Here is a 21,679-nt window from a genome sequence, read left to right on the forward strand (position 1 = left end):
TCCTACAGGTCTACGGTTGCTGCGGACTGAATCTTGATGTCAGCGGGAATCTCAGCCTGGGAAAGGATGGGCAGGGTCGGAATGAACCTGTTCAACAACTGGGCGAGATGACTGCGAATCTGCGGAGCCACCAGCAGCACGGGCTGGCCGTCTGCCACCATGGCTTCCTCGGTGGACCGGTTGATGGCCTGGATGATCTGCTGGGCCATGCCCGGCTCCAGGGCGAGATAGCCGCCCTGCTCGACGGGACGCATTGCGTTGCCGAGGATCTCGTCCACCCTGGGGCTCAAGGTGATGATGGGCAGCACGCTCGATTCGCCGAGGTACGGATTGACAATGGTGCGCCCCATCTTGGCCCGGACGAATTCGGTCAGCTGGCTCGGCTCCTGGGTGGCGATGCCGTAGTCGGCCAGGGTTTCCACGATGGTCAGCAGGTCGCGTATGGAGACGTTCTCCTGCACCAGTCTCTGGAGTACCTTCTGCACACCACCCACGCTGAGCACAGAGGGGACCAGGCTTTCCACGGCCTTGGGCGCGCGCTTGGCCAGGTTGTCGAGCAGTTCCTGAGTCTCCTGGCGGCCCAGGAATTCGTGCAGATTGCGGCGGAAGACCTCGGTCAGGTGGGTGGCGATGACCGTGGACGGATCGACCACGGTGTAGCCTGCCAGCATGGCCTCCTCCTTCTGCGCCTCGGGTATCCAGACCGCAGGCAGGTTGAAGGCGGGTTCCACGGTCTCCACGCCCTCGATGCGCTGCTTGGCGTCGCCCGGGTCCATGGCCAGGTAGTGGTCGATGAGCAGCTCGGCCTGAGCCACAGGATTGCCCTTGATGACCACCCGGTATTCGCCGGGCTTGAGCTGGAGGTTGTCCCGCAGGTGGAGCGAGGGGATGACCACGCCCATGTCCAGGGCGAACTGGCGGCGGATGGAGCGGATGCGCGAGAGCAGGTTGCCGTTTTGCTCCTCGTCCACCAGCGGGATGAGGCCGTAGCCCACCTCCAGTTCGAGCTGGTCAAGCGGCAGGAGCATCTGCACCTCTTCCGGGGTGTCCAGGGTCGAGCTTTCGCGTGTGCTCTTGGAGTCGTCCGTTACGGGATTCAGGGCCAGCTGCTGTTTGGCGGAAAGGCGGGCCACGAAGTAGATGATGCTGGCCAGGGTGAGGAAGGGGAAGGTGGGCATGCCCGGGACAATGGCGAAGATGACCAGGATGGCCGACACCAGCTTGAGGGCGCGATGGTGGTACGAGAGCTGGCCGATGAATTCCTCGCCCATCTTGGCCTCGGCGGCCGCGCGGGAGACGATGATGCCTGCGGAGGTGGAGATGATCAGGGAGGGGATGGTGGCCACCAGGCCATCGCCGATGGTCAGCAGGGTATAGGTCTGGGCGGCGTCCATCCAGGCCATGTCCTTTTGGATCACCCCGATGAGGAAGCCGCCGATGATGTTGATGGCCGTGATCATCATGCCGGCCTTGACGTCTCCGGACACGAACTTGCCCGCACCGTCCATGGCGCCGTAGAAGTCGGCCTCACGGCGCATGTAGTCGCGCCGCCTCGTGGCCTCTTCTTCGTCGATGAGCCCCGCATTGAGGTCGGCCTCCACGGCCATCTGCTTGCCGGGCATGGCGTCAAGGGTGAAACGGGCCGCCACCTCGGCGATGCGGGTGGTACCTGTGACGATGACGACCTTGTTGAGGATGAACAGGATCATGAAGACCACGATGCCGATGACATAGTTGCCGCCGACCACGAATTCGCCAAAACTTTGAATGACCGATCCGGCGGCGTCCGTGCCCTCGTCGCCGTGGAGCAGGATGGCGCGGGTGGTGGCCACGTTGAGGGCAAGGCGGAGCAGGGTGGTGACCAGCAGCAGGGAGGGAAAGATGGAAAATTCAAGGGGCGAGGTCATGAACATGGTGGTGATGAGCACCACCAGGGCCAGGGAGATGCTCACCGTCAGCATGAAGTCCAGAAACGGCGTCGGCAGCGGGATGAGCATCACGAAGAGGATGACCACAACGCCGCCAGCGAGGAGAATGTCGCCCTGTTTGGCGAATCTTTCGTAATCTATGTTGGGAACGAGGGATTTGCTGGAAGGCTGAGCCATGATTTTGACACCTCGTGGACGGTCTTGGGACGGTTGTCGGAGGTGCCCTTGTGCTCACATCTCCTAGCGCCGCTTGAACTTCTCAAGTTTGGCGAGGATCGCGGCGACGGCCTGGAACAGCTCCTCCGGGATGGTTTCCCCGATTTCCACCTGCTTATACAAAGCCCGTGCCAAGGGTGGGTTGGCCTCCAGAGGGATGTTGTTTTCCCTGGCAACCTCCTTGATTCGTTCGGCAACCCGGTTGACTCCCTTGGCCAGCACCAGGGGGGCGGGCGCCACCAGGGCGTCATACTGCAGGGCCACGGCGTAGTGGGTGGGGTTGGTGATGACCACGTCCGCCTTGGGGATGTCCTGAAACATCCGGCTGGCCATCATCTGGAGCATTTTCTGCTTCTGTTTTCGCTTGATCTGGGGGTCGCCCTCGGCCTGCTTGCGCTCATCCTTGACCTCGTCCTTGGTCATCTTGATCCTTTCCTCGTACTTCCAGCGCGAGTACCAGAGATCGGCCAGGGCGATGATCATCATCGGGACCAGGGCGTAGCAGACCATCTTGTAGCCGATGGTGAGGAGGAAGGCGATGATGCCGTGGGCGTCGGAATAAAAGAGGGGCAAAAGATTCGGAAACTCCTGCCTGATGACGATGTACGGGGCAATGCCCACGGCAAAGGCCTGAAGCAGGCTCCGGCCGAGTCGGACAAATGCCTCCGGGCTGATGAACAGCCGCTTGAGACCGGCCATGATGTTGAAAAGTTTGCCGAATTTCGGCTTCATGGGCTTGGTGGTCCACAGCGAACCCACCTGGAGACGCAGAATGAGCCAGGCCGTGAAGGCGAGGACGAAAAGGACGGGCAGGACGATGATCGCCAGCTTTTTCACGCCCCAGACGAACAGGGCGTAGGTGGTGGACGGGTCCAGCTTGGTCTTGATACCTTCGCGAAAGGTCCAGTCGAAGATTTCCATCATCTGGCCTTGGTAGTAGCCGATGAGGACCCGCAAGGTGATGACACCCATGAGCAGGACGATGACCTTGGTCAGTTCCGTGCTCTTGGGAACGTTTCCCTCGTTTCTGGTTTTCTTTCGCCGCTTTTGTGTGGCTTTTTCTGTTTTGCTGGGATCCTGGGCCATGGCTCAAGCCTTCTAAAGGGGCGACCCGGCTTTGAAAATCCCCCGAAACATGGGGCCGAGGTCTTCCAGGAACCCTTGCACATAGATGGACATGATCGTGAACAGGAAGCCCAGAAAGAAGAAGCCCACGGTGATCTTGATGGGAAAGCCCAGGACGAGCACATGCATCTGGGGCGCGGCCCGCGAGATGAGGGCCAGGGAGAGGTCCACCAGGAACAGCGCGGCCATGACCGGGGCCGCGATGCGGATGGCCAGGGTGAACATGATGGCCGAAAAATCGAAGAACTGGGTGACCAGCCCCGGCGTGAGCAGCAGGCCGCCCGGAGGAATGTATTGAAAACTCATGCCCAGGGCGTTGATCAGTTGCAGATGGCCGTTGAGGACCAGAAAGGTGAGCATGGTGCACATGTAGAGGAAATGGGCGGTCACGGCGTTGCTGGTGCCGGAGATGGGATCGACCACGTTGACCATGGCGAATCCCATCTGAAAGCCGACGATCTGCCCGCCGAAGCGGACTGCGGCGAAGAGGAAATCGACGATCAGCCCGAGAATGAGGCCCATGAGCACCTCGCCCAGGAACATGATGACGATGTCGATGCCGCTGCCGGGCATCATGCTGCCGGGAAAGGAGAGCTGCGGCCACACCGCCAGGGTCAGCACCAGAAGCAGAGCGGCCTTGATTGGGCCGGGGATGGAGCTGCCGCCGAAAAAGGGCAGCAGGAAGAGCACGACGCTGATGCGAAACAGTGTCAGGAAAAAACTCAGCATGTCGCTGGGGTTGAATCCGAAAATATCCATCAGGCTCTCTTTGCAAGACCCGAACCATCCGGACATGGTCTGTCCGGCCGCCTGGGTGCCAGGGGTCGGGGTCTCGTGTCGTATGAAGAAAAGGCCCTCCTGGAAAGTCTTGTTCCGAGAGGGCCTGTCTTGGTCATCGCGTGGATGGCTAGTTCAGGATGTAGCGCTTGGGGTCCACCGGCACGCCGTTGAGGCGCACTTCGTAGTGCAGATGCGGTCCGGTGCTGCGGCCCGTGGTGCCCACATAGCCGATCAACTCGCCCCGGGTCACCTCTTGGCCGTTCTTGACGGCGATGCGGTGCAGGTGGGCGTAGCGGGTGGAGAGGCTGGCGTTGTGCTTGAGCCGGATGGTCAGGCCGTAGGAGCCGTCGCGGCCGGTGAAGGTGACGTTGCCCCTGGCCGGTGCGTAGATCGGGGTGCCGCGCGGGGCGGAGATGTCGATGCCCTTGTGGAATTCGCGCTTGCCGGTGAAGGGAGAGGTGCGCCAGGCAAAGCCCGAGGTGACCCAGCCCGAGGTGGGCCAGATGGACGGGGTGGCCTCAAGGATGTTCTGGTTGTTGCGCAGGGTGTGCAGGATCTCCTGCTGCCTGACTTCCTCAAGCCGGGCCTCGACATTGAGTTGGCGCAGGAACTCGTGCATTTTCCGGGCGAGCAGTTCCTGGCGGTAGAGGGGCAGATAGCCCTTGGCGAAATTCTCGTTGGAGGGACCACCCTTGGGGGCCGTGGCCTGGCTGCCGTCCTGGTCGAGGTTGATCATGACCCGCAGCTTGGAGTCGAAGTCGCTGATGCGGTCGAGATTCTTCTGGAGAGCGGAAATTTTCTGGGAAAGACTGAGAAGCTGGGTCTTTTGTTCCTGGACGGTCTTTTCGGCGATGCTCAAGCCCTGTTCGACGCGGGAATGGTGGGTGTATTTGTTCCAGAGGACGAAGTTTCCGGCGGCCATGCCGACCACGAGGATGAACATGGTGGCTATGAACCAGCCCCGCAGCTGGAATTTCTTGCAGGAACCCTGTTTGTCCTTGAAGACGACGATGTGATATTTTCTGAAAAGCATTGCCTTTCCAGTCGGATGTTATGAGTTCAAGGACGCGGGTCTTTCGATTGCCATTCTATTAGTCTAGAGTTTTTGGCATGTCAAGTGGACTTGCTGACGAAGGATGGCATTGAAGATGTTGTTTTTTATGCGTTTGTCATTTTGCCATGCGAGTCGCAGCCAGTCATGCACTTCGTCGCGCTTGGTGCGGCCGTTGGATGGGCAGGTGTTTTTCCATACCGGCAGCTCCCACTGCCTGGCCGCCTTGATCACGGTGTTCTTGTCGAGCATCATGGTGGGGCGGATGACCTGGAGCCTGCCGTCGAAGAAGGGCTCGTTGGCCGAGAGCCCGTCAGCGCGCCCGTTGTGCAGGATGTTCATGAAGAAGGTGACCACGTTGTCGTCGGCGTTGTGGCCGAAGGCGAGGTGGGTCAGCCCGTAGTCGCGGCACAGCTCGAAGAGCCGCTTGCGCCGTAGCATGCTGCAATAGAAACATGGGGAATTCTTGCGGTTTTCCTCTGAATGGGCGCGGGGGCCGTAGTCGGTGATCTCGGTGTGCAGCGAGAGACCGTGGCGGGCGCACCAGTCGGTGAGGGGCGCGTGGGAGGTGGTGTCGAAGCCCGCGTTGATGTGCAGGACCATCAGCTCGACGGGAAAGGGCATGATCGCCTGCCGGATGGTCAGCACCTTGAGCATCAGAAAACTGTCCACGCCGCCGGACGCGGCGATGCCGATACGTGCGCCGTGCTGGACCATGCCGGTTCCCTGCATGAGTTTGCCCGTGGCGCTGACGCATTTTTTTTGGGCGAATGTGAGTTTGCCCCATGAAGCCATATGTTCTTCCCTCGATGTTTCTGATATTGATGCCGGACCCGGTAGGGCAGATAGACGATTCCAGCTTGACTTGCAAGTGTGGCTGGGGCATTTTAACCCGCTTGTGCGCCGGTCAAGCTATCCGGCGCGGCCATGCGCTGCAATCCATTCCGGCATCCCGTCCAGGAGGACTGGCCCATTGAAGCGATTTTTCCTTGTCCTGATCCTGGCACTGCTGGCCGCTGCGGCCCTGGGCGTCTACCACTGGCGCACGGCCGACCCACGGCAGGATGTGGACAGGACGCGCTGGCTCTCCCGGCCCTCTGACGCAGCGCGCTCCCTGCATATCCAGAGCGTCAGGGGCACCTACATGCTCACGGCTGCGGATTCCGGCTGGGAGGCCCATGTTCCCGGCGCTTCGTGGAATTTCGTGGCCCGGGTCATGCCCGACAAGGTGGCAGACTATCTGGCCCGGCTGGGCGGGCTGGCTCCGCACTGCTCGGTGGGCGGGTTCGATCAGGGCGGGCTTGAGCAGTATGGGCTGGACGAGCCGGAATTCAAGATCATCGTCTCCTCGGGCGACAAGGACGGCAATCCGCTGACTGTCAGGTTGACCTCGGGCGAATCCGGGGCGGTTTACGGCTGGAACTCCGACAGCCCCGGGCTGGTCTACGAGTTCGACGCCTCGGTGGTGGAGCAACTGAGTCTGCCTGCCACGGCCTTTTTCGACACCCGGGTCTTCAATTTCGACCAGGAGACCGTGGCCAAGGTCCAGTTGACGCAGCCCTTCGGGTCCAACTGGCTGGTGGAAAAGCGCAAGGAAGGGTACTTTTTCAGCCTGCCGGGCTATCTCAAGGACAAGCCCGCCTCGGACTCGGCGCTCAAGCTCTACCTCCACTCCCTGTCGCTGCTGCGAACCGGGACGCTGGTCCTTGAGCCTCTGGATGTGGACAAGCGCTTGCCCGCGCTGACCATCCGCGTCTGGAATGCCAGGAGCGAGACGCCTGCCACCGTGGATTTCTACGCTGTCAACGACCGGCCGGAAATTTTCATGGGCCGTTCCTCCTGGCTGACCATTCCCTTCACCCTCGATGCCCAGAGCGTGAACCAGCTGGTCAGGAGCGCCTTTGACGTGCAGGGCCGCACAGTGGTCAAGCTCGACATCGGCATAGTGGCCCGTCTTGTGGTCAACCATGGTGGCACCGAATATGTGGTGGAGCGAGGCGAGAGCGGCTGGCACCGTCTCGGCGATCAAACCGAGATCAGCGGCATTGACATGTCGCTTTGGCGATTTACTGATTTGCAGTTCGAAGCGTTGCCGCTGAACCTGCTGCCGGACAGCGCGGCGGAAGTGATGCACTGCCGACTCTTCGACGGCAAAGGCGACAAACTGACCGCCCTGACGTTCTATGCCGATCCAAGGCTGCCCCAGGGGCAGTGCTGGCTCAAGAACGGCGGCGGCATGTATTACCCGGTTTCAAGCAGGCTGCTCAAGGATCTCCAGGGGCTCTTCCCTGTCGGCTCGACGGCGGGCAACTAGGTCTCGGCCTGCAACACGATCCAAGGAGAACGACATGGCACGGATTACCGTAGAGGATTGTCTGGAGAAGGTCAGCAACCGCTTTCTGATCACCCAGATGGGCATCAAGCGCGTCAAGCAGTACCGCGAAGGGTATCCGCCCCTGGTGGAGTCCAAGAACAAGGAAATCGTCAATTCCCTGCGCGAGATCGCCGCAGGCAAGATTCTGCCCGACCAGGATATTCCCGACGTTGAAATCGACATCGACGTGTACGGGGAAACCTCCAGATAACCATGGCCAAGCGTGACTACTACGAGGTTCTGGGGGTCTCGCGCGAGGCCTCGCAGGACGAGGTCAAATCCGCCTATCGCAAGCTGGCCTTCAAGTTCCATCCCGACCGCAATCCCGACGATCCGGAGGCGGAAAACCGGTTCAAGGAAGCGGCCGAGGCCTACGAGGTGCTGGGCAACGCCGAGAAGCGACAGACCTACGACCGCTTCGGCCACGACGGGGTGAACGGCAACGGATTCTCCGGGTTTTCCAGCAGCGAGGACATCTTCGGCGCCTTCAGCGACATCTTTGGCGAGGTCTTCGGATTCACCGCCGCCGGTCGCGGCGGGGGCAACAGGCCGAGGCCGGGCGCGGACCTGCGCTACAACCTCGACATCACCTTCCGTCAGGCGGCCAAGGGTGCCGAGGTGGATATCCGCATCCCGGTGGAGCAGACCTGCGGCCAGTGCGACGGCACCGGGGCCGCTCCGGGCACGCGCCCGCAGACCTGCTCCCAGTGCGGCGGCTCGGGCACCATGCAGCAGTCCCAGGGCTTTTTCAGGATTTCCGTGACTTGCCCACAGTGTCGGGGAGCCGGGTCCATCATCACCGACCCCTGCGACGAGTGCATGGGGCGCGGTTCCGTGATCCGCGACAAGGACCTCAAGGTGCGCATCCCGGCGGGCGTGGACAACAACTCGCGCCTGCGCCTGCGCGGCGAAGGCGAGGCGGGCATGTTCGGCGGGCCGCCCGGCGATCTCTACGTGGTCCTGCGCGTGGAGCCCGATTCGGTCTTCGAGCGCCAGGGGCAGAACCTGCTCATCCGCCGTGAAATCTCGTTTGTGGAGGCGGCGCTGGGCCATCGGCTCGAAGTGCCGACCCTGGACGAGCCGGTCAACCTCGATATCCCCAAGGGTGCCCAGAGCGGCGAGGTCTTCCGGCTGCGCGGACTCGGGCTGCCTCATCCCGGCAGTTCCCATCAGGGCGACCTGATGGTGGAGGTCCGGGTCAAGACCCCGACCAACCTGAACAAGCGCCAGGAAGAGCTGCTGCGCGAGTTCTCTGAGATCGAGTCCAAAAAGCTGAGCACCAAGGCCAGGGATTTCTTCAAGAAAGCCAAAGACAAGGTCATGGGGGAGTAGCATGTCCCACGGGTTCTCGCACATGGACGGCGACGGCAACGCGCGCATGGTTGATGTCTCGGCCAAGGGCGACACCCTGCGCACGGCCATTGTCCGCTGCGTGGTCAGGCTCGCGCCCTCGACCATGGCCCTGCTGGTGCAGGATGCCCTGCCCAAGGGCGATGTGCTGACCACGGCCAAGATCGCCGGAATTCAGGCGGCCAAGCGCACGGCGGAATTGATCCCCATGTGCCACCCCCTACCCATAAGCCACGTGGACATCCGCTTTGCCGTGGACGAACCGGGAGCGACCATCGGCATCGAGGCCGAGGTGCGCACCGCCTACAAGACCGGCGTGGAGATGGAGGCCTTGGTGGCCGCCCAGATCGCCGCCGCCACCATCTACGACATGTGCAAGGCCGTACAGAAGGACATCGTCATCGACAACTGCCGCCTTGTCTACAAGAGCGGCGGAAAGAGCGGCACCTTCACTGCCGAGTGATCCCATTTGTTCATAGCGCAAATTAAGCCGCTGCCCCTTTACGGGACAGCGGCTTTTTGCGTGTGTGTCCTGATGCCTACCACACGGAGCGGGTCTGCACTCCGGCCTCGGCCATGTGTTTCTTGAGGTCCGCGATGGTGTATTCTCCATAGTGGACGATGGAGGCGATGAGGGCGGCCGTGGCCCGGCCCGTGGTCACGGCCTCCACCATGTGCTGGGGCGAGCCCGCGCCGCCCGAGGCGATGACCGGGATGGTTACGGACTTGGCCACCAGCCGGGTCAGCTCAATGTCGTAGCCGTTCTTGGTGCCGTCGGCGTCGATGGAGTTGAGGCAGATTTCGCCCGCGCCCAGGGCCTCGCCGGTCTTGGCCCATTCGATGGCGTCCATGCCCATGTACTTGCGGCCGCCGTGGATGACCACCTCGAAGCCCGAGGGAATGGCTTCTGACTTCTCGACCCGCTTCACGTCCATGCCCAGCACGATGCACTGGGAGCCGAAACGGGCCGCGCCCTCGCTGATGATGTCAGGGTTCTTGACCGCGCCGGAGTTGACCGAGACCTTCTCGGCCCCGGCCACGAGCACGTCGCGCATGTCGCTGACCGTGTTGATGCCGCCGCCCACGGAGAAGGGGATGAATATCTGGGAGGCGACCTTCTCGACCACGTCGAGGAAGATGCCGCGCGCCTCGTGGGAGGCGGTGATGTCGTAGAAGACGATCTCGTCCGCGCCGTCCTCGTAATACTTCCTGGCCGTTTCCACCGGATCGCCTATGTCCACGTTGCCCTCGAACTTGACGCCCTTGGTCAGGCGGCCGTTGCGCACATCCAGGCAGGGGATGACCCGTTTACTCAGCATGGGCGGCCTCCTGGCAGTAGGTGTGGAAGTTTTTGAGCAGCTTGAGGCCCGGGCGGCCGCTCTTTTCGGGATGGAACTGCACGGCCCAGAGTCCCTTGCGGCCGTGCACCGAGCAGAAGTCGATGCCGTAGCGGGTGGTGCCGATGACGTATTCCTCGCTGGGCGCGGGGTAGTAGCTGTGCACGAAGTAGAAGTCCGCATCCGGGTCGATGCCCGCGAAGAGTTCGCATTCTTGCTTCAGTTCCACCTGGTTCCAGCCCATGTGGGGCACCCGGATGGGCACGTTCTCGTAATCGGTCCAGGAGGGGTTGAAGAGGCGGCACTCGCCCGGGATGATCTTCAGGGCGCGGGTGTCGTTCTCCTCGCTGTAATCAAGGAGAATCTGGCAGCCGACACAGATGCCGAGCACGGGCTTGTTCTGCCAGATGAGGCTCTTGATCACTTCGTCGAGCCCGGCCGAATGCAGTTCGTCCATGGCCTGACCGGCCGCGCCCACGCCGGGGAAGATGATCCCCTGCGCGTTGTTCAGGATTTCTGGATCATTGGTGATCCGGTTGGGAATACCCAGGTGTTCGAGCGCCCGGTGGACGCTGGTCTGGTTTCCCGCCTTGTAGTCGAATATGGCGAGCATTCGTCCCTCCGCTGGATTTCGTTCAATACAGCGACTAGTAAAAAACGATTCGGAAAACAAGGGGTTTTTTTGCATTGTCAATTTTGTCGAGTCGCCGGGAAGATGGACGAAAAAGGTTTGATTTTCCAAGCCATTCCGTGGGCGCAAGGGGCAATTGGAAGGAGACGGGGCAGTGCCCGCCCGAAAAAGCCGAAGAAAAACGTGTCAGGGCGGTGCGTGACTCGGTCCTGTCACCATTTCGGCGGGTGTCAGTGGCTTAGCGGGCGAAAACCCTGAGGAGCAAGTCGCCCTTGAGGGGGCCGAGCTTGCGGCCAAGCCCCTTGAGGCGGATGGGGCGGCCGACCACGAAATCGCGGGGCAGTGTGACCTCGATGGTCTTGGGGCCGTCGGAAAAGGTCTGTTCCACGGTGATGCGCACCTTGCGGCCGGGAATCAGGGCCGAGGCCGGGAAATACACGATCTGTTCATGGTCCATCTGCCCCTTGAACCAGGAGGTGACCGTGTCGCCGAGCCCCCGGGCAAAGTCGAGACTCAGGGTGCGGTTGCCAAAATGCAGTTGAAGCTTGCGCTTCTTCAGTTCCAGCGGTCCCTTGTAGTCGGGCCGCTCTTTCCTGATCTGGCTGTAGATGTCCTCGAACACCTTGCGGGCAAAGGGGTCGCCGAGGATGGTCCGCAGGACTTCCTCTTCCTTGTAATAGAACTTCTGGTGTTTGGCCCGGGCCGAGTTCGTCTCCGGCGGCGGCTTGGGTTTCTGGCGCTGCTGTCTGGAGTAGGCGCGCGCCCCCTGGGCCTGGCTGGCCGTGGGTTTTTCCGCTTGCTGGCCGGTGGTTCCCGCCGAAGCGGTGCCGTTCTGGTCCTCCAGCAGCTTGCGGGCCGTGACGTATGCCTCGTTGACCTCGCGGAACTTTTCGCTCGCCCCCGGCTCGGCGCTGATGTCCGGGTGGTACTTGAAGGCGAGGCGGCGGAAGGCCGACTTGACCGCGTCAAGACCAGCTCCCGCATCGACTCGGAGTATCCGGTAGCATTCCTGAAGGGTCATAACGGCCTCGATTGAATCAGTCGTCGCAGATCAGGGCGTTGGGAGACGTGTCGGGATCATAGCGCAAAAGCCCCTCGTCGCGCAAATAGCGCCTGCCCTGGCGTACGAACTCGGCGTGGCCAGCCTCGGGATTGATGCCCGGGCAGTATTCCTGGACCATCTCCCAGCTTGTCTCGTCCACGAGGTTGCCCCGGAAATAGGGCCAGGCGCGACAGATGTCCGGCCTGCCGGGATGCACGCCGCACCCCTGGTCGAAGAACACGCAGTTGCCGTCGTCGCCGCAGATGAGGTGGAGCTTGCCGCCGCGCTCCCGGGCGTAGCGGCGGACCAGTTCGTCTTCCCCGATGCTCAGGTGGTCTGCCAGTCGCCCCCGGTCCTTGTCCGTGAGCACGATGCCGCCCTCGCCCTGGCAGCAGTGGCCGCACATGCGGCACTCGAAGGCCTGCACGGTCACGGGCGCACGCCCAGGCGGGTCAGCTCCACCTTGAGGCAGCGGTCCTCGACCACCTGGATGGGCGAGCCAGCCAGCAGTTGGCGCGCCTCGGGGCTGAACACGCCGGACTGCATCCAGAAGAACCGGGGCAGGGTCTCCATGGCGAGCACCTCCCGGGCGTGGCCCGGGCAGAACTGGGCGTTGCGGAAGAGGTCCACCACGTCCACCGGCACCGGAATGTCCGTGACGCACTTGTATGTTTCAAGGCCCCAGACGCTGTCGCGCGCCGGGTGCACGGGGATGACGGTGAAGCCCATCTCGATCATCTCGCGGCCCACGCGGTCCACGGGGCGGCCGGGCTTGTCCACTGCACCGACCACGGCGATGGTCTTGACCTCGCGCAGCCGGGCGGCTAGTTCTTTCTCATTGATCAGCATGTCGCGTTCCTCGCTTGGGAACGTCCTTTTACAGCAATCCACCCCCATTGCCTAGTCGTTATCTCTCAAGGAGTCCCCATGTTCGAAGCCATTGCCCGCATCCCCGCCGAGGAACTCGCCCGCCGTCACGCCTCCTTAAGATGCCACCTTCAGGCCGTGGCCCCGGCCGCCGGAGGCATTCTCGTCTTCTCGCGTCTCAACATCTATTATCTGACGGGCACCTGCGGTCAGGGCGTGCTGTGGTTGCCCCTTGAGGGCGAGCCGGTGCTCATGCTGCGCAAGGGCGTGAGCCGTGCCCGGATCGAGGCGGGCGTTGCCCACATCGTGCCCTTCAAGTCCTACTCCGAGCTGCCCGGTCTGTGCGCCGAGGCGGGCAGCCCCATGACTCGCACCGTGGCCGCGGTCATGGCCGGGCTCACCTGGCAACTAGGCACCCTGCTGGCGGCCAAGCTCAGGGACCACACCCTGGTGCCGGGCGATCAGGCCGTGGCCCTGGCCAGGATGGTCAAGTCCGAGTTCGAGCTGGACATCATGCGCCGTTGCGGCGACAAGCACCACCGCTGCCTGCACGACATCCTGCCCGGCAGGATCAGGCCGGGCATGACCGAACGGGAGATCGCCCACAAGGCATGGGAGGTCTTCTTCGAGCATGGTCACATGGGCATCCTGCGCATGCAGGCCCACGGCGAGGAATGCTTCCTCGGCCATGTCTCGGCCGGGGATTCCGGCAATTATCCCAGCGCCTTCAATGGCCCGCTCGGCCTGCGCGGCGAACACCCGGCGTCCATGGTCATGGGCAATGCGGCCATGGTCTGGCAGCCGGGCCAGCCGCTGATGCTCGACATCGGCTTCCAGATCGAGGGCTATCATACGGACAAGACCCAGGCCTATTTCGCCGGGCCGGAGTCGGCCATGACCGACGACATCCGCCGCGCCCACGACTTCTGCATCGAGGTGCAGGAGTGGGTGCGCGAAAATGCCGTGCCAGGCGCGACCCCGGCCGAACTGTACGCGGGTAGCCTGGAGATGGCCAAACGACGCGGATTCGCCGAGGGATTCATGGGGCTTGACGACAACCAGGTGCCTTTCGTCGGCCACGGCATCGGCCTGACCATCGACGAGTTCCCGGCCATCGCTACGGGCTTTGATCTGCCCCTTGAGCCGGGCATGACCCTGGCCGTGGAGCCCAAGCAGGGGATTCGCGGCGTGGCCATGGTCGGGGTGGAGAATACCTTTGAGATCACCGCAACCGGCGCGCGCTGCATCACCGGCGACAGCTACGGGATGGTCGTGGTGGAATAGGTCGGTTCGAGATCGTGGCGAGGAAGAGGCCGGGGCGCGACAACTCCGCGCCTCGGCCTTTTTTGACGAATTCCGGGTCCGTGTCTGGACCGCCTGGCTTACTCGTAAGCCGCCTCGAAGATGGCGATGACGTCGTCCATGGACATGGAGACCGGGGTGATGTCAAAGAGCGCGCCCATGGTGGTCAGGGCCGTTTCGGCCAGGGCCGGGATTTCCGCGCGGGTCACGCCGTAGTCCGAGAGCTTCTCGTCGCCGAGCCCCACGGCCTGGATAAGGGCGTCAAGGGCGTCGAGAAAGGCCACGCCGGGCACATCCTCGGTCAGTTCCTCGGCCAGGGTGTCGCCCATGGCCAGGGCCAGGTCGCCCAGTCGCTCCTCGCCCTTGGCGGCCAGGAAGCCGAAATACGCCTTGGAGATCATGGCCAGACCGGCCCCGTGGGGCATGTCCGGGTGATGGGCGGACAGGGCGTGCTCCAGGGAGTGCTGCGAGATGCAGCTGGAGTAGGATTCGCACAGCCCGGCCGCTGTGCTGGCCCAGGCCATGACCGTGCGCGCTTCGAGGTTGTCGCCGTTGGCCACGGCCTCGGGCAGGGTGTGGGCGATGAGGTGGACGGCCTCGAGGGCCAGCATGTCGCTGGCTGGCTGGCGGCAGGTGGCCAGGTACGCCTCGCAGGCGTGGAAGAAGGCGTCCATGCCCGTGTAGGCGGTCTGTTTGGGCGGCAGGGAGAGCATCAGCTTCGGGTCCACAATGGACAGGTGCGGGAAGGTGGAGTCGTCGCCCCAGCCGATCTTTTCGCCGGTTTTTGAGCCGGACTTGCTGACCACCAGCCAGGGGTCGGCCTCGGTGCCGGTGCCTGCCGTGGTGGGGATGGCGACGATGGGCAGGGCGGGGTGTTCGGGAGTCTGCCCGCCGCCGGTGCCGGAGCGCATGTAGTCCCACAGCCTGCCGGGATTGCGGGCCATGAGCGCGATGGCTTTGGCTGCGTCGATGGTGGACCCGCCGCCCAGGCCGACTACGAAATCCACGCCCTGCTCACGGCAGATGGCCGCCGCCTCGTCCACGCTGTCCGATTCCGGGTTGGGCCTGATCTTGTCAAAGACGATGGTCTGCACATCCTGGGCCGCGAGCATCCCCTGGACCCGGGAGAGATAGCCGAGCCGGATCATGACCCCGGACTCGCCGATGACCACCATGGCCTTGCTCCCGCGCGGTAGATGGGGCGTGTCGGCCAGGGCGTTCAAAGTGTCGGGGCCGAAGATCAGCCGGGTGGGCATGTAGTACTGGAAATTGAGCATCATCTTCTCCTGTTGGTTGCGAAGGACTACTTCTCCCACGATCTCAATATGTTTTCAAGCTGGGATCTGGTGTAGAGATCGCGCAGCACCAGGGGCGATGCCCCGGCCTCGCCCGGGCCGAACAGGGCAGACGCCGGGATGCTCATGCTGCCCATGGCCCGCAGCAGGGCCTCGCCTTCCACGTTGCGCTCGGTCAGGTCCACCATGATGAAGACGATGTCGTGGTCGCGTTTCCATCTGGCAAGGTTGCCGGGGGTGAGCACCGTGGCTTCGAGCACCTTGCAGGTGGGGCACCAGTCGGCCGTGAAGGACACGAATATCCGCTCCTGGCCGATACGCTCGTTCAGGGCCACGGGGTCGAAGGGCTCCCAGGGCGATTCCCCGACCCGTTGCGGCGTGGTCCAGACGACCATGGCCACCAGCAGGGCAAGGCAGGAGGCGCGCACAATCCAGCGGGTTTGCTGCCGGGCGGACCGGGTGCGCACCCACAGCCAGCCGCCAAGGGCGATGGCCCACAGCGGGGCGAGCAGGCGCAGGACCGCGCCGCCAAGGGCGATGCCCACCAGGTAGACGGCCGTGCCCAGCAGAAAGAAGGCGATGGCTTTCTCGACATACCCGATCCACGGACCGGAACGGGGCAGGAAGCGGGACAGTCTGGGATTGGCGACCAACAGCAGGTAGGGCGAGGCCATGCCCAGGCCGATGGAGGCGAAGACCGTGAAGATGATCAGCGGCCCCTGCACCAGCGACCAGCCGAGGACCCCGCCCAGGAACGGGCCGCTGCACGGCGTGGCCAGCAGGGTGGCCAGATTGCCGGTGAAGAATGCCTGGACGCGCGGGCTTTTGCTCTTGATGCCGAATTTCAGGTCGACGACTGGCAGGTGGTACAGGCCGAAGAGGCTCAAAGCCAGGGCCAGAATCAGCCCGGCCGCGGCCAGCACCAGCCATTGATTCTGGAAGAGAGCGCCCCAGGCCTGACCCGTGGCCCCGAGCACCGTGGCCAGGACCATGAAGAAGGTGAGCACGCCCAGGGCGAAGTAGGCGTTGTGCTCGCGAAAGGCGCGGATGCGTTCCTCCGCGCTGTCGATGCTTGAGGAGTTGAGCAGGGCCGAGAGCTTGAGGCTGACCACGGGCAGGACGCAGGGCATGATGTTGAGGATCAACCCGGCCAGAAGTCCCATGAGCACGGCCGAAAGCAGACTCGACACCTCCAGGCCCGGTTGCAGATAGACAGGAGTGAAGCGCCACTGCACCAGTGTTTCCGTGTCGCCGCTCCCTGGCGTGGGGAGCAGGGCAGCGGTCGTGGCCTGGGCTGATTCGGCCAGTGCCATGAAAGTCGGCCACCACGGCTGTTCCTCGGCCCGGAGGGCTGGCTCGGTTCCGGGATCGCCATGGGCGAGGTTGCGCCGGTAGGGCACGCATCGGCTCGGATGGCACAGCAGCAGTTCGAGCTGCATGATCACGGGAAAGGGCTCGGCGCTGGCCGCAGGAAGGCCCGCGAAGAGCAGGGTGCCGCTTTCGTAGGCGTTGACCGTGACCGAAGGGTCGAAGGTGTCGGGCTTGGGTTTTCCGGCCGGATAGAGGGGGACCAGGGGCAGGGTGTCGGCCGTGGCCCCGGACAGGGTGGTGGGCTTGCCCATGCCGCCGGGCACGTGGGCGTAAGTGTACCACTCGGGCTCCATGTCCAGGCTGATTGTCACCACGTGCGACCAGTTGAGCCCCAACTGCTGGCGGGAATCGTCGGAGAGGGCAAAGACCCTGATCACCGGTTCCATGGGCGGCGGCGCGGGCGTGGCCATGGCCGGGCGGATGCCTGTGGCAAGAATCAGCGAGAGGAGCAAAAAAAGACTTGAAAATCCTTTGGTTGGCTGCATTTGCGTCCTGTCGAAAAAATTTGGGATTTAATGGTTGACAAATCCTGGTCCGACTTATAGTTATTCACTCCGTTGCGCGGGAACGCGCAGCCCGAAGTGGGTCACTAGCTCAACTGGCAGAGCAGCGGACTCTTAATCCGGAGGTTCAAGGTTCGATTCCTTGGTGACCCACCACTTCGACGATACAGCCCGGCTTTGGCCGGGCTTTTTCGTGTCTGTCGTGATGTGATGCGCGGGCAAGCGAAATCCTCGTTGTTCCATTTTCTTCGTGTACCCGTGGCTGCGTGCCGTGGCAAGGGCGGGATACTGTTTTTGCCTCCCCGGGGTTTTGGGGCACTGCAAAGGGCCGGAACGAATGCTCCGGCCCCTGTGACGGCGCTTCCCCTGGCCGGGTGCGCCTTGTGTGTGGCTGCGTATTGCTAGCCGCCGAACCAGCCGGGGCTGATGACCTCAAGGGCCTTGGTGTAGTGGACCCGCATGTTTTCGAGCTTGCTGCCGATCATTTTCTCTTGTTCGCCAAGGCTTGTCGGGCAGGTCTGCTGCATTTGTTCTGCCACGGCTTCAAGCTCGCGCACCGTGGATTTGAGCAAGTTGATGGTGTCGGCCAGATCGCCGGTAGGTTCGGAGGCCAGGATGTCGTAGAGCCTGATCTTCCAGCTGTTGATCTCCAATTCAAGGCCTTTGCAGTAGTTGGCGACTGCCGCCTGCTTGCCTGCCTCGTCCGTGCAGCCGTCTATTCCCATGCAGCTCGGGCACGGGCCGGGGTAATCCATGTTTGGCATTGTCTCCTCCTGGTTGGGGTTGTGACTGTCCAAAGCATACACCAGCTTGGGTGACCACAGCAGTATAATCCTGCTTATGGCTGGCAGGCCGGGTCGATTTATAACCAAGGACGCATATTTCGCCCGACCAGGACAAAAGAAGCGCCCGGGAATCTCCTCCCGGGCGCTTCATGGTACCGGTCTCGTCGTGTCTTACTTCTCTTCGCAGCCGCCCTCGGCCATGACCTTGAGGGTGTCGTAGCGCTTGAGGTAATCCTTTTCTATTTTGTCCCTGAACTGCTTGGAGACTTCCGGGTGGAACCGCTCCAGCATGGCGTAGCGGTTTTCGCCGGAGAGGAACTCCTGGAGCGTGCCGTCCGGGGCCTTGGATTCGAGGATGAAGGGATTCTTGCCCTCGTCGGCCAGGAGCGGGTTGTAGCGATAGAGCGGCCAGTAGCCGGAATCAACGGCCAGCTTCTGCTCGTACTGGGTCTTGCCCATGCCCTTCTTGATGCCCTGGTTGATGCACGGGGCGTAGGCGATGATCAGCGACGGGCCGGGGTAGGCCTCGGCCTCCCTGACGGCCTTGAGTAACTGCTGCTTGTTGGCACCCATGGCCACCGAGGCCACATAGACATAGCCGTAGGTCATGGCCATGCGCCCGAGATCCTTCTTGCCCGTGCCCTTGCCCGCGGCCGCGAACTTGGCGATGGAGCCAAGCGGCGTGGCCTTGGACGACTGGCCGCCAGTGTTGGAGTAGACCTCGGTGTCCATGACCAGGAGGTTGATGTCCTTGCCCGAGGCGATGACGTGGTCAAGTCCGCCGTAGCCGATGTCGTAGGCCCAGCCGTCGCCGCCGAAGACCCAGACCGATTTCTTGGTGAACAGGTCACCCATGGAGGCGATCTCCTTGAGGAGTTGCTTCCTGGTTCCCTTGAGGGCCTTTTTCAGCGCATCGCCCGTCTCGCGGGATTTCTCGGGATCGTCGTGTCCGTCGAGCCAGGCGGTCAAGGCCGCCTTGAGGGGGCCGGTCTCGCTTTCGGCTGCCTGTTTGACCAATTCGGCCAGATGGTTTCGCCGCTGGTCAATGGCCATTTCGATGCCGAAACCGAACTCGGCCGCGTCCTCGAAGAGGGAGTTGCCCCAGGCCGGGCCGTGGCCGTCCCTGTTGACGCAATAGGGCGTGGTGGGGGCACTGGCACCCCAGATGGACGAGCAGCCCGTGGCGTTGGCGATGACCATGCGCTCGCCGAAGAGCTGGGTGATGACCTTGACATAGGGTGTCTCGCCGCAGCCCGCGCACGCGCCCGAATATTCCATGAGCGACTGGCGGAACTGGCTGCCCTTGACCGTGTCGCGTCCCATCGCGTCCTTGTACGGGATGGTTTCCGAGAACTCGAAGTTGGGCACCTGGGTCGGCGTCTGGCTGGCGATGGGCCGCATGACCAGCGCCTTTTCCTTGGCCGGGCAGATGTCCGCGCAGTTGCCGCAGCCCATGCAGTCAAGGGTGCTGATCTGGATACGGAACTGCATGCCCTTGAGTTCCTTGCCGATGGCGTCCAGGGTCTCGAAGGCCTTGGGGGCCTTCTTCAGTTCGGACGGCTCGGCAAGCACGGCGCGGATGGCGGAATGCGGGCAGACAAAGGCGCACTGGTTGCACTGGATGCAGTTGTCCTTGAGCCACTCGGGCACGCCGATGGCCACGCCGCGTTTCTCAAACCGGCTGGTGGCGGCGGGCATGGTCCCATCGTGGGAGAAGGCCGAGACGGGCACGGTGTCGCCCTTCTGGCCGAGAACCGGGCGCATGACTCTGGTCACATATTCCGGTTCGCCCCGCTTGGCTGGAGCCTCGTCCTTGAGCTTCTTCCAGGACGCGGGCACGGCCACCTCGACGATGGCGTCCACCGCGCTGTCCACTGCGGCGTTGTTCATGTTGACGATCTTGTCGCCCTTCTTGCCGTACTCCTTCTTGATGCCGTCCTTGAGCAGGGCCACGGCCTTGGTGAAGGGGATGACGTCGGCCAGCTTGAAGAAGGCGGTCTGCATGATCATGTTGATGCGGCCGCCAAGGCCCACATCCTGGGCGATCTTGACCGCGTCGATGGTGTAGAATTTCAGTTTCTTCTGGGCGATGGTCCGGCGCATGGCCGCAGGCATATGGTCGTCCATCTCCTTGGCTGTCCAGGGACAGTTGAGAACGAACGTGCCGCCCTCTCTGATGCCTTCGAGGATGTCGTAGATGGCGACATAGCTCGGGTTGTGGCAGGCGATGTAGTCCGCGTCGGTGATCAGGTAGGTGGACTGGATGGGCTTCTTGCCAAAGCGCAGATGCGAGATGGTGATGCCGCCCGATTTCTTGGAATCATAGGCGAAATAGCCCTGGGCATAGAGCCTGGTATTGTCGCCGATGATCTTGATGGCCTGCTTGTTGGCGCCCACTGTGCCGTCCGCGCCAAGGCCCCAGAACTTGCACTGCACCGTGCCCTCGGGTGTGGTGTCGATGACCTCGGAGACCGGCAGGGAGGTGCCGGTGACGTCGTCGGTGATGCCCACGGTGAAACCGTGTCTGGGGCGTCCCAGGCTGTCGAAGACCGCCTTGACCATGGCCGGGGTGAACTCCTTGGAGCCCAGGCCGTAGCGGCCGCCCACGATCTTTGGCGCGTCCTTCCTGCCCGCGTAGGCGGCGCAAACGTCGAGGTAGAGCGGGTCGCCCAGGGCGCCGGGTTCCTTGGTCCGGTCGAGGACCACGATCTTTTTGACGGTCTTGGGAATGACCGCCAGCATGTGCTTGACCGAGAAGGGCCGGAACAACCTGACCTTGACCAGGCCGACCTTCTTCCCGCTGGCGTTGAGGTGGTTGACCACCTCCTCGATGGCCTCGCAGCCCGAGCCCATGGCCACGATGACGCGGTCTGCCTTGGGATGGCCCACGTAGTCGAAGAGCTTGTACTTGCGGCCGGTCAGCTTGCCGACCTTTTTCATGGTCGCCTCGACAATGGCTGGGATGGCGTCGAAGTAGGCGTTGGCCGCCTCGCGTCCCTGGAAGTAGACGTCCGGGTTCTGGGCCGTGCCCCGGATGTCCGGGTGCTCGGGGTTCATGGACCGGGCGCGGAAGGCGGCCAGCTTGTCCGTGTTCAGGAGCGGCTTCATGTCCTCGTAGTCGATGACCGCAATCTTCTGGATCTCGTGGGAGGTGCGGAAGCCGTCAAACACGCTCATGAAGGGGAGCGACGCCTCCACCGAGGCCACATGGGCCACCAGCGAGAGGTCCATGATCTCCTGGACCGAGTTGGAGAAGAGCATGGCAAAGCCGGTCTGGCGGGTGGCCATGACGTCCTGGTGATCGCCGAAGATGGACAGGGCGTGTGCGGCAACGGCCCGGGCCGAGACATGGAACACGCCAGGCAGCAGCTCGCCGGAAATTTTGTACATGTTCGGGATCATGAGCAAAAGACCCTGGGATGCGGTGAAGGTGCAGGTCAGGGCGCCGCCCGCCAGGGATCCGTGTACCGCGCCCGCCGCGCCTGCCTCGGATTGCATCTGGCGAATCTGGACCGTCTGGCCGAAAATGTTCTTGCGCCCTTGCGCTGCCCACTCGTCGGCGATCTCGCCCATGGGCGTGGATGGCGTGATGGGATAGATGGCGGCCGTCTCGGTCATGGCGTAGGCCACGTGCGCGGCGGCGGTGTTGCCGTCCATTGTCTTCATTTTCTTGGGCATGTTCATTCTCCGAGGGTTTGGATTGGACCGGATTCGGGGCCATG

General features: G+C 62.9%; 19 protein-coding genes and 1 tRNA gene. 6 read left to right on the plus strand and 14 right to left on the minus strand.

Translation table 11 applies throughout. The features are described from left to right. Positions 1-2: 2 nt before the first annotated feature. From flhA to QQS14_RS04770, 5 genes are all read right to left on the minus strand, one after another. Positions 3-2,105 carry a flagellar biosynthesis protein FlhA gene (gene flhA, locus QQS14_RS04750; protein ID WP_285905765.1) on the minus strand — a complete coding sequence of 701 codons (2,103 nt, stop codon included), beginning with the start codon at positions 2,103-2,105 and terminating at the stop codon, positions 3-5. Positions 2,106-2,168: 63 nt separating this feature from the next. Beyond that, the gene (flhB, locus tag QQS14_RS04755; protein ID WP_285905766.1) at positions 2,169-3,230 is read right to left on the minus strand and encodes a flagellar biosynthesis protein FlhB; all 1,062 of its coding nucleotides are present in this window, start codon (positions 3,228-3,230) and stop codon (positions 2,169-2,171) included. Between the two features lie 12 nt (positions 3,231-3,242). Further along, positions 3,243-4,028, minus strand: coding sequence for a flagellar biosynthetic protein FliR (gene fliR, locus QQS14_RS04760; RefSeq protein ID WP_285905767.1), 786 nt, complete (start codon positions 4,026-4,028; stop codon positions 3,243-3,245). Positions 4,029-4,176: 148 nt separating this feature from the next. After that, positions 4,177-5,082, minus strand: a complete 906-nt coding sequence (locus QQS14_RS04765; RefSeq protein WP_285905768.1) for a M23 family metallopeptidase — start codon at positions 5,080-5,082, stop codon at positions 4,177-4,179. Between the two features lie 63 nt (positions 5,083-5,145). Then, complete coding sequence (locus tag QQS14_RS04770; RefSeq protein WP_285905769.1) at positions 5,146-5,895, minus strand: tRNA lysidine(34) synthetase; 750 nt, start codon at positions 5,893-5,895, stop codon at positions 5,146-5,148. Between the two features lie 178 nt (positions 5,896-6,073). Here QQS14_RS04770 and QQS14_RS04775 point away from each other — a divergent pair, with 178 nt between their 5' ends. Genes QQS14_RS04775 through moaC form a run of 4 tightly spaced genes read left to right on the plus strand, consistent with a single transcriptional unit; the run spans position 6,074 to position 9,287 of the window. Then, entirely contained in the window at positions 6,074-7,414 is a 1,341-nt protein-coding gene (locus QQS14_RS04775; protein WP_285905770.1) for a DUF4340 domain-containing protein, read from the plus strand. 34 nt (positions 7,415-7,448) lie between these two features. Further along, complete coding sequence (gene rpoZ / locus QQS14_RS04780; protein ID WP_285905771.1) at positions 7,449-7,685, plus strand: DNA-directed RNA polymerase subunit omega; 237 nt, start codon at positions 7,449-7,451, stop codon at positions 7,683-7,685. A gap of 2 nt (positions 7,686-7,687) precedes the next feature. Further along, complete coding sequence (gene dnaJ / locus QQS14_RS04785) at positions 7,688-8,806, plus strand: molecular chaperone DnaJ (protein ID WP_285905772.1); 1,119 nt, start codon at positions 7,688-7,690, stop codon at positions 8,804-8,806. Between the two features lies 1 nt (position 8,807). Continuing rightward, complete coding sequence (gene moaC / locus QQS14_RS04790) at positions 8,808-9,287, plus strand: cyclic pyranopterin monophosphate synthase MoaC (RefSeq protein ID WP_285905773.1); 480 nt, start codon at positions 8,808-8,810, stop codon at positions 9,285-9,287. A gap of 76 nt (positions 9,288-9,363) precedes the next feature. On the opposite strand, the gene hisF is transcribed toward moaC, so the two are convergent. The 5 genes from hisF to QQS14_RS04815 form a co-directional block, all read right to left on the minus strand. Beyond that, positions 9,364-10,143, minus strand: coding sequence for an imidazole glycerol phosphate synthase subunit HisF (gene hisF / locus QQS14_RS04795; RefSeq protein ID WP_285905774.1), 780 nt, complete (start codon positions 10,141-10,143; stop codon positions 9,364-9,366). Beyond that, positions 10,133-10,774, minus strand: a complete 642-nt coding sequence (gene hisH, locus QQS14_RS04800) for an imidazole glycerol phosphate synthase subunit HisH (protein WP_285905775.1) — start codon at positions 10,772-10,774, stop codon at positions 10,133-10,135. Before hisH ends, hisF begins: the two co-directional genes overlap by 11 nt. Before the next feature lie 256 nt (positions 10,775-11,030). Beyond that, positions 11,031-11,813 carry a DnaJ domain-containing protein gene (locus QQS14_RS04805; RefSeq protein ID WP_285905776.1) on the minus strand — a complete coding sequence of 261 codons (783 nt, stop codon included), beginning with the start codon at positions 11,811-11,813 and terminating at the stop codon, positions 11,031-11,033. Positions 11,814-11,829: 16 nt separating this feature from the next. Continuing rightward, positions 11,830-12,267: a YkgJ family cysteine cluster protein gene (locus QQS14_RS04810; RefSeq protein WP_285905777.1), complete on the minus strand. Its 438-nt coding sequence runs from the start codon at positions 12,265-12,267 to the stop codon at positions 11,830-11,832. Beyond that, positions 12,264-12,683, minus strand: a complete 420-nt coding sequence (locus QQS14_RS04815) for a CoA-binding protein (protein WP_285905778.1) — start codon at positions 12,681-12,683, stop codon at positions 12,264-12,266. The genes QQS14_RS04810 and QQS14_RS04815 overlap by 4 nt, the downstream gene beginning before the upstream one ends. A gap of 78 nt (positions 12,684-12,761) precedes the next feature. Here QQS14_RS04815 and QQS14_RS04820 point away from each other — a divergent pair, with 78 nt between their 5' ends. After that, positions 12,762-13,985, plus strand: a complete 1,224-nt coding sequence (locus QQS14_RS04820) for a M24 family metallopeptidase (protein WP_285905779.1) — start codon at positions 12,762-12,764, stop codon at positions 13,983-13,985. Between the two features lie 98 nt (positions 13,986-14,083). On the opposite strand, the gene QQS14_RS04825 is transcribed toward QQS14_RS04820, so the two are convergent. Further along, entirely contained in the window at positions 14,084-15,280 is a 1,197-nt protein-coding gene (locus QQS14_RS04825; RefSeq protein WP_285905780.1) for an iron-containing alcohol dehydrogenase, read from the minus strand. A gap of 26 nt (positions 15,281-15,306) precedes the next feature. Beyond that, positions 15,307-17,154, minus strand: coding sequence for a protein-disulfide reductase DsbD family protein (locus QQS14_RS04830; protein ID WP_285905781.1), 1,848 nt, complete (start codon positions 17,152-17,154; stop codon positions 15,307-15,309). A gap of 98 nt (positions 17,155-17,252) precedes the next feature. Here QQS14_RS04830 and QQS14_RS04835 point away from each other — a divergent pair. Continuing rightward, positions 17,253-17,328, plus strand: a tRNA-Lys gene (locus QQS14_RS04835). 245 nt (positions 17,329-17,573) lie between these two features. On the opposite strand, the gene QQS14_RS04840 is transcribed toward QQS14_RS04835, so the two are convergent. Then, positions 17,574-17,936 carry a hypothetical protein gene (locus QQS14_RS04840; RefSeq protein ID WP_285905782.1) on the minus strand — a complete coding sequence of 121 codons (363 nt, stop codon included), beginning with the start codon at positions 17,934-17,936 and terminating at the stop codon, positions 17,574-17,576. Positions 17,937-18,128: 192 nt separating this feature from the next. Beyond that, the gene (nifJ, locus tag QQS14_RS04845; protein WP_285905783.1) at positions 18,129-21,635 is read right to left on the minus strand and encodes a pyruvate:ferredoxin (flavodoxin) oxidoreductase; all 3,507 of its coding nucleotides are present in this window, start codon (positions 21,633-21,635) and stop codon (positions 18,129-18,131) included. Between the last annotated feature and the right edge of the window lie 44 nt (positions 21,636-21,679).

This window comes from Pseudodesulfovibrio pelocollis (genome assembly GCF_030282845.1).
In the GTDB taxonomy this organism is placed as follows: Bacteria; Desulfobacterota; Desulfovibrionia; order Desulfovibrionales; family Desulfovibrionaceae; genus Pseudodesulfovibrio; species Pseudodesulfovibrio pelocollis.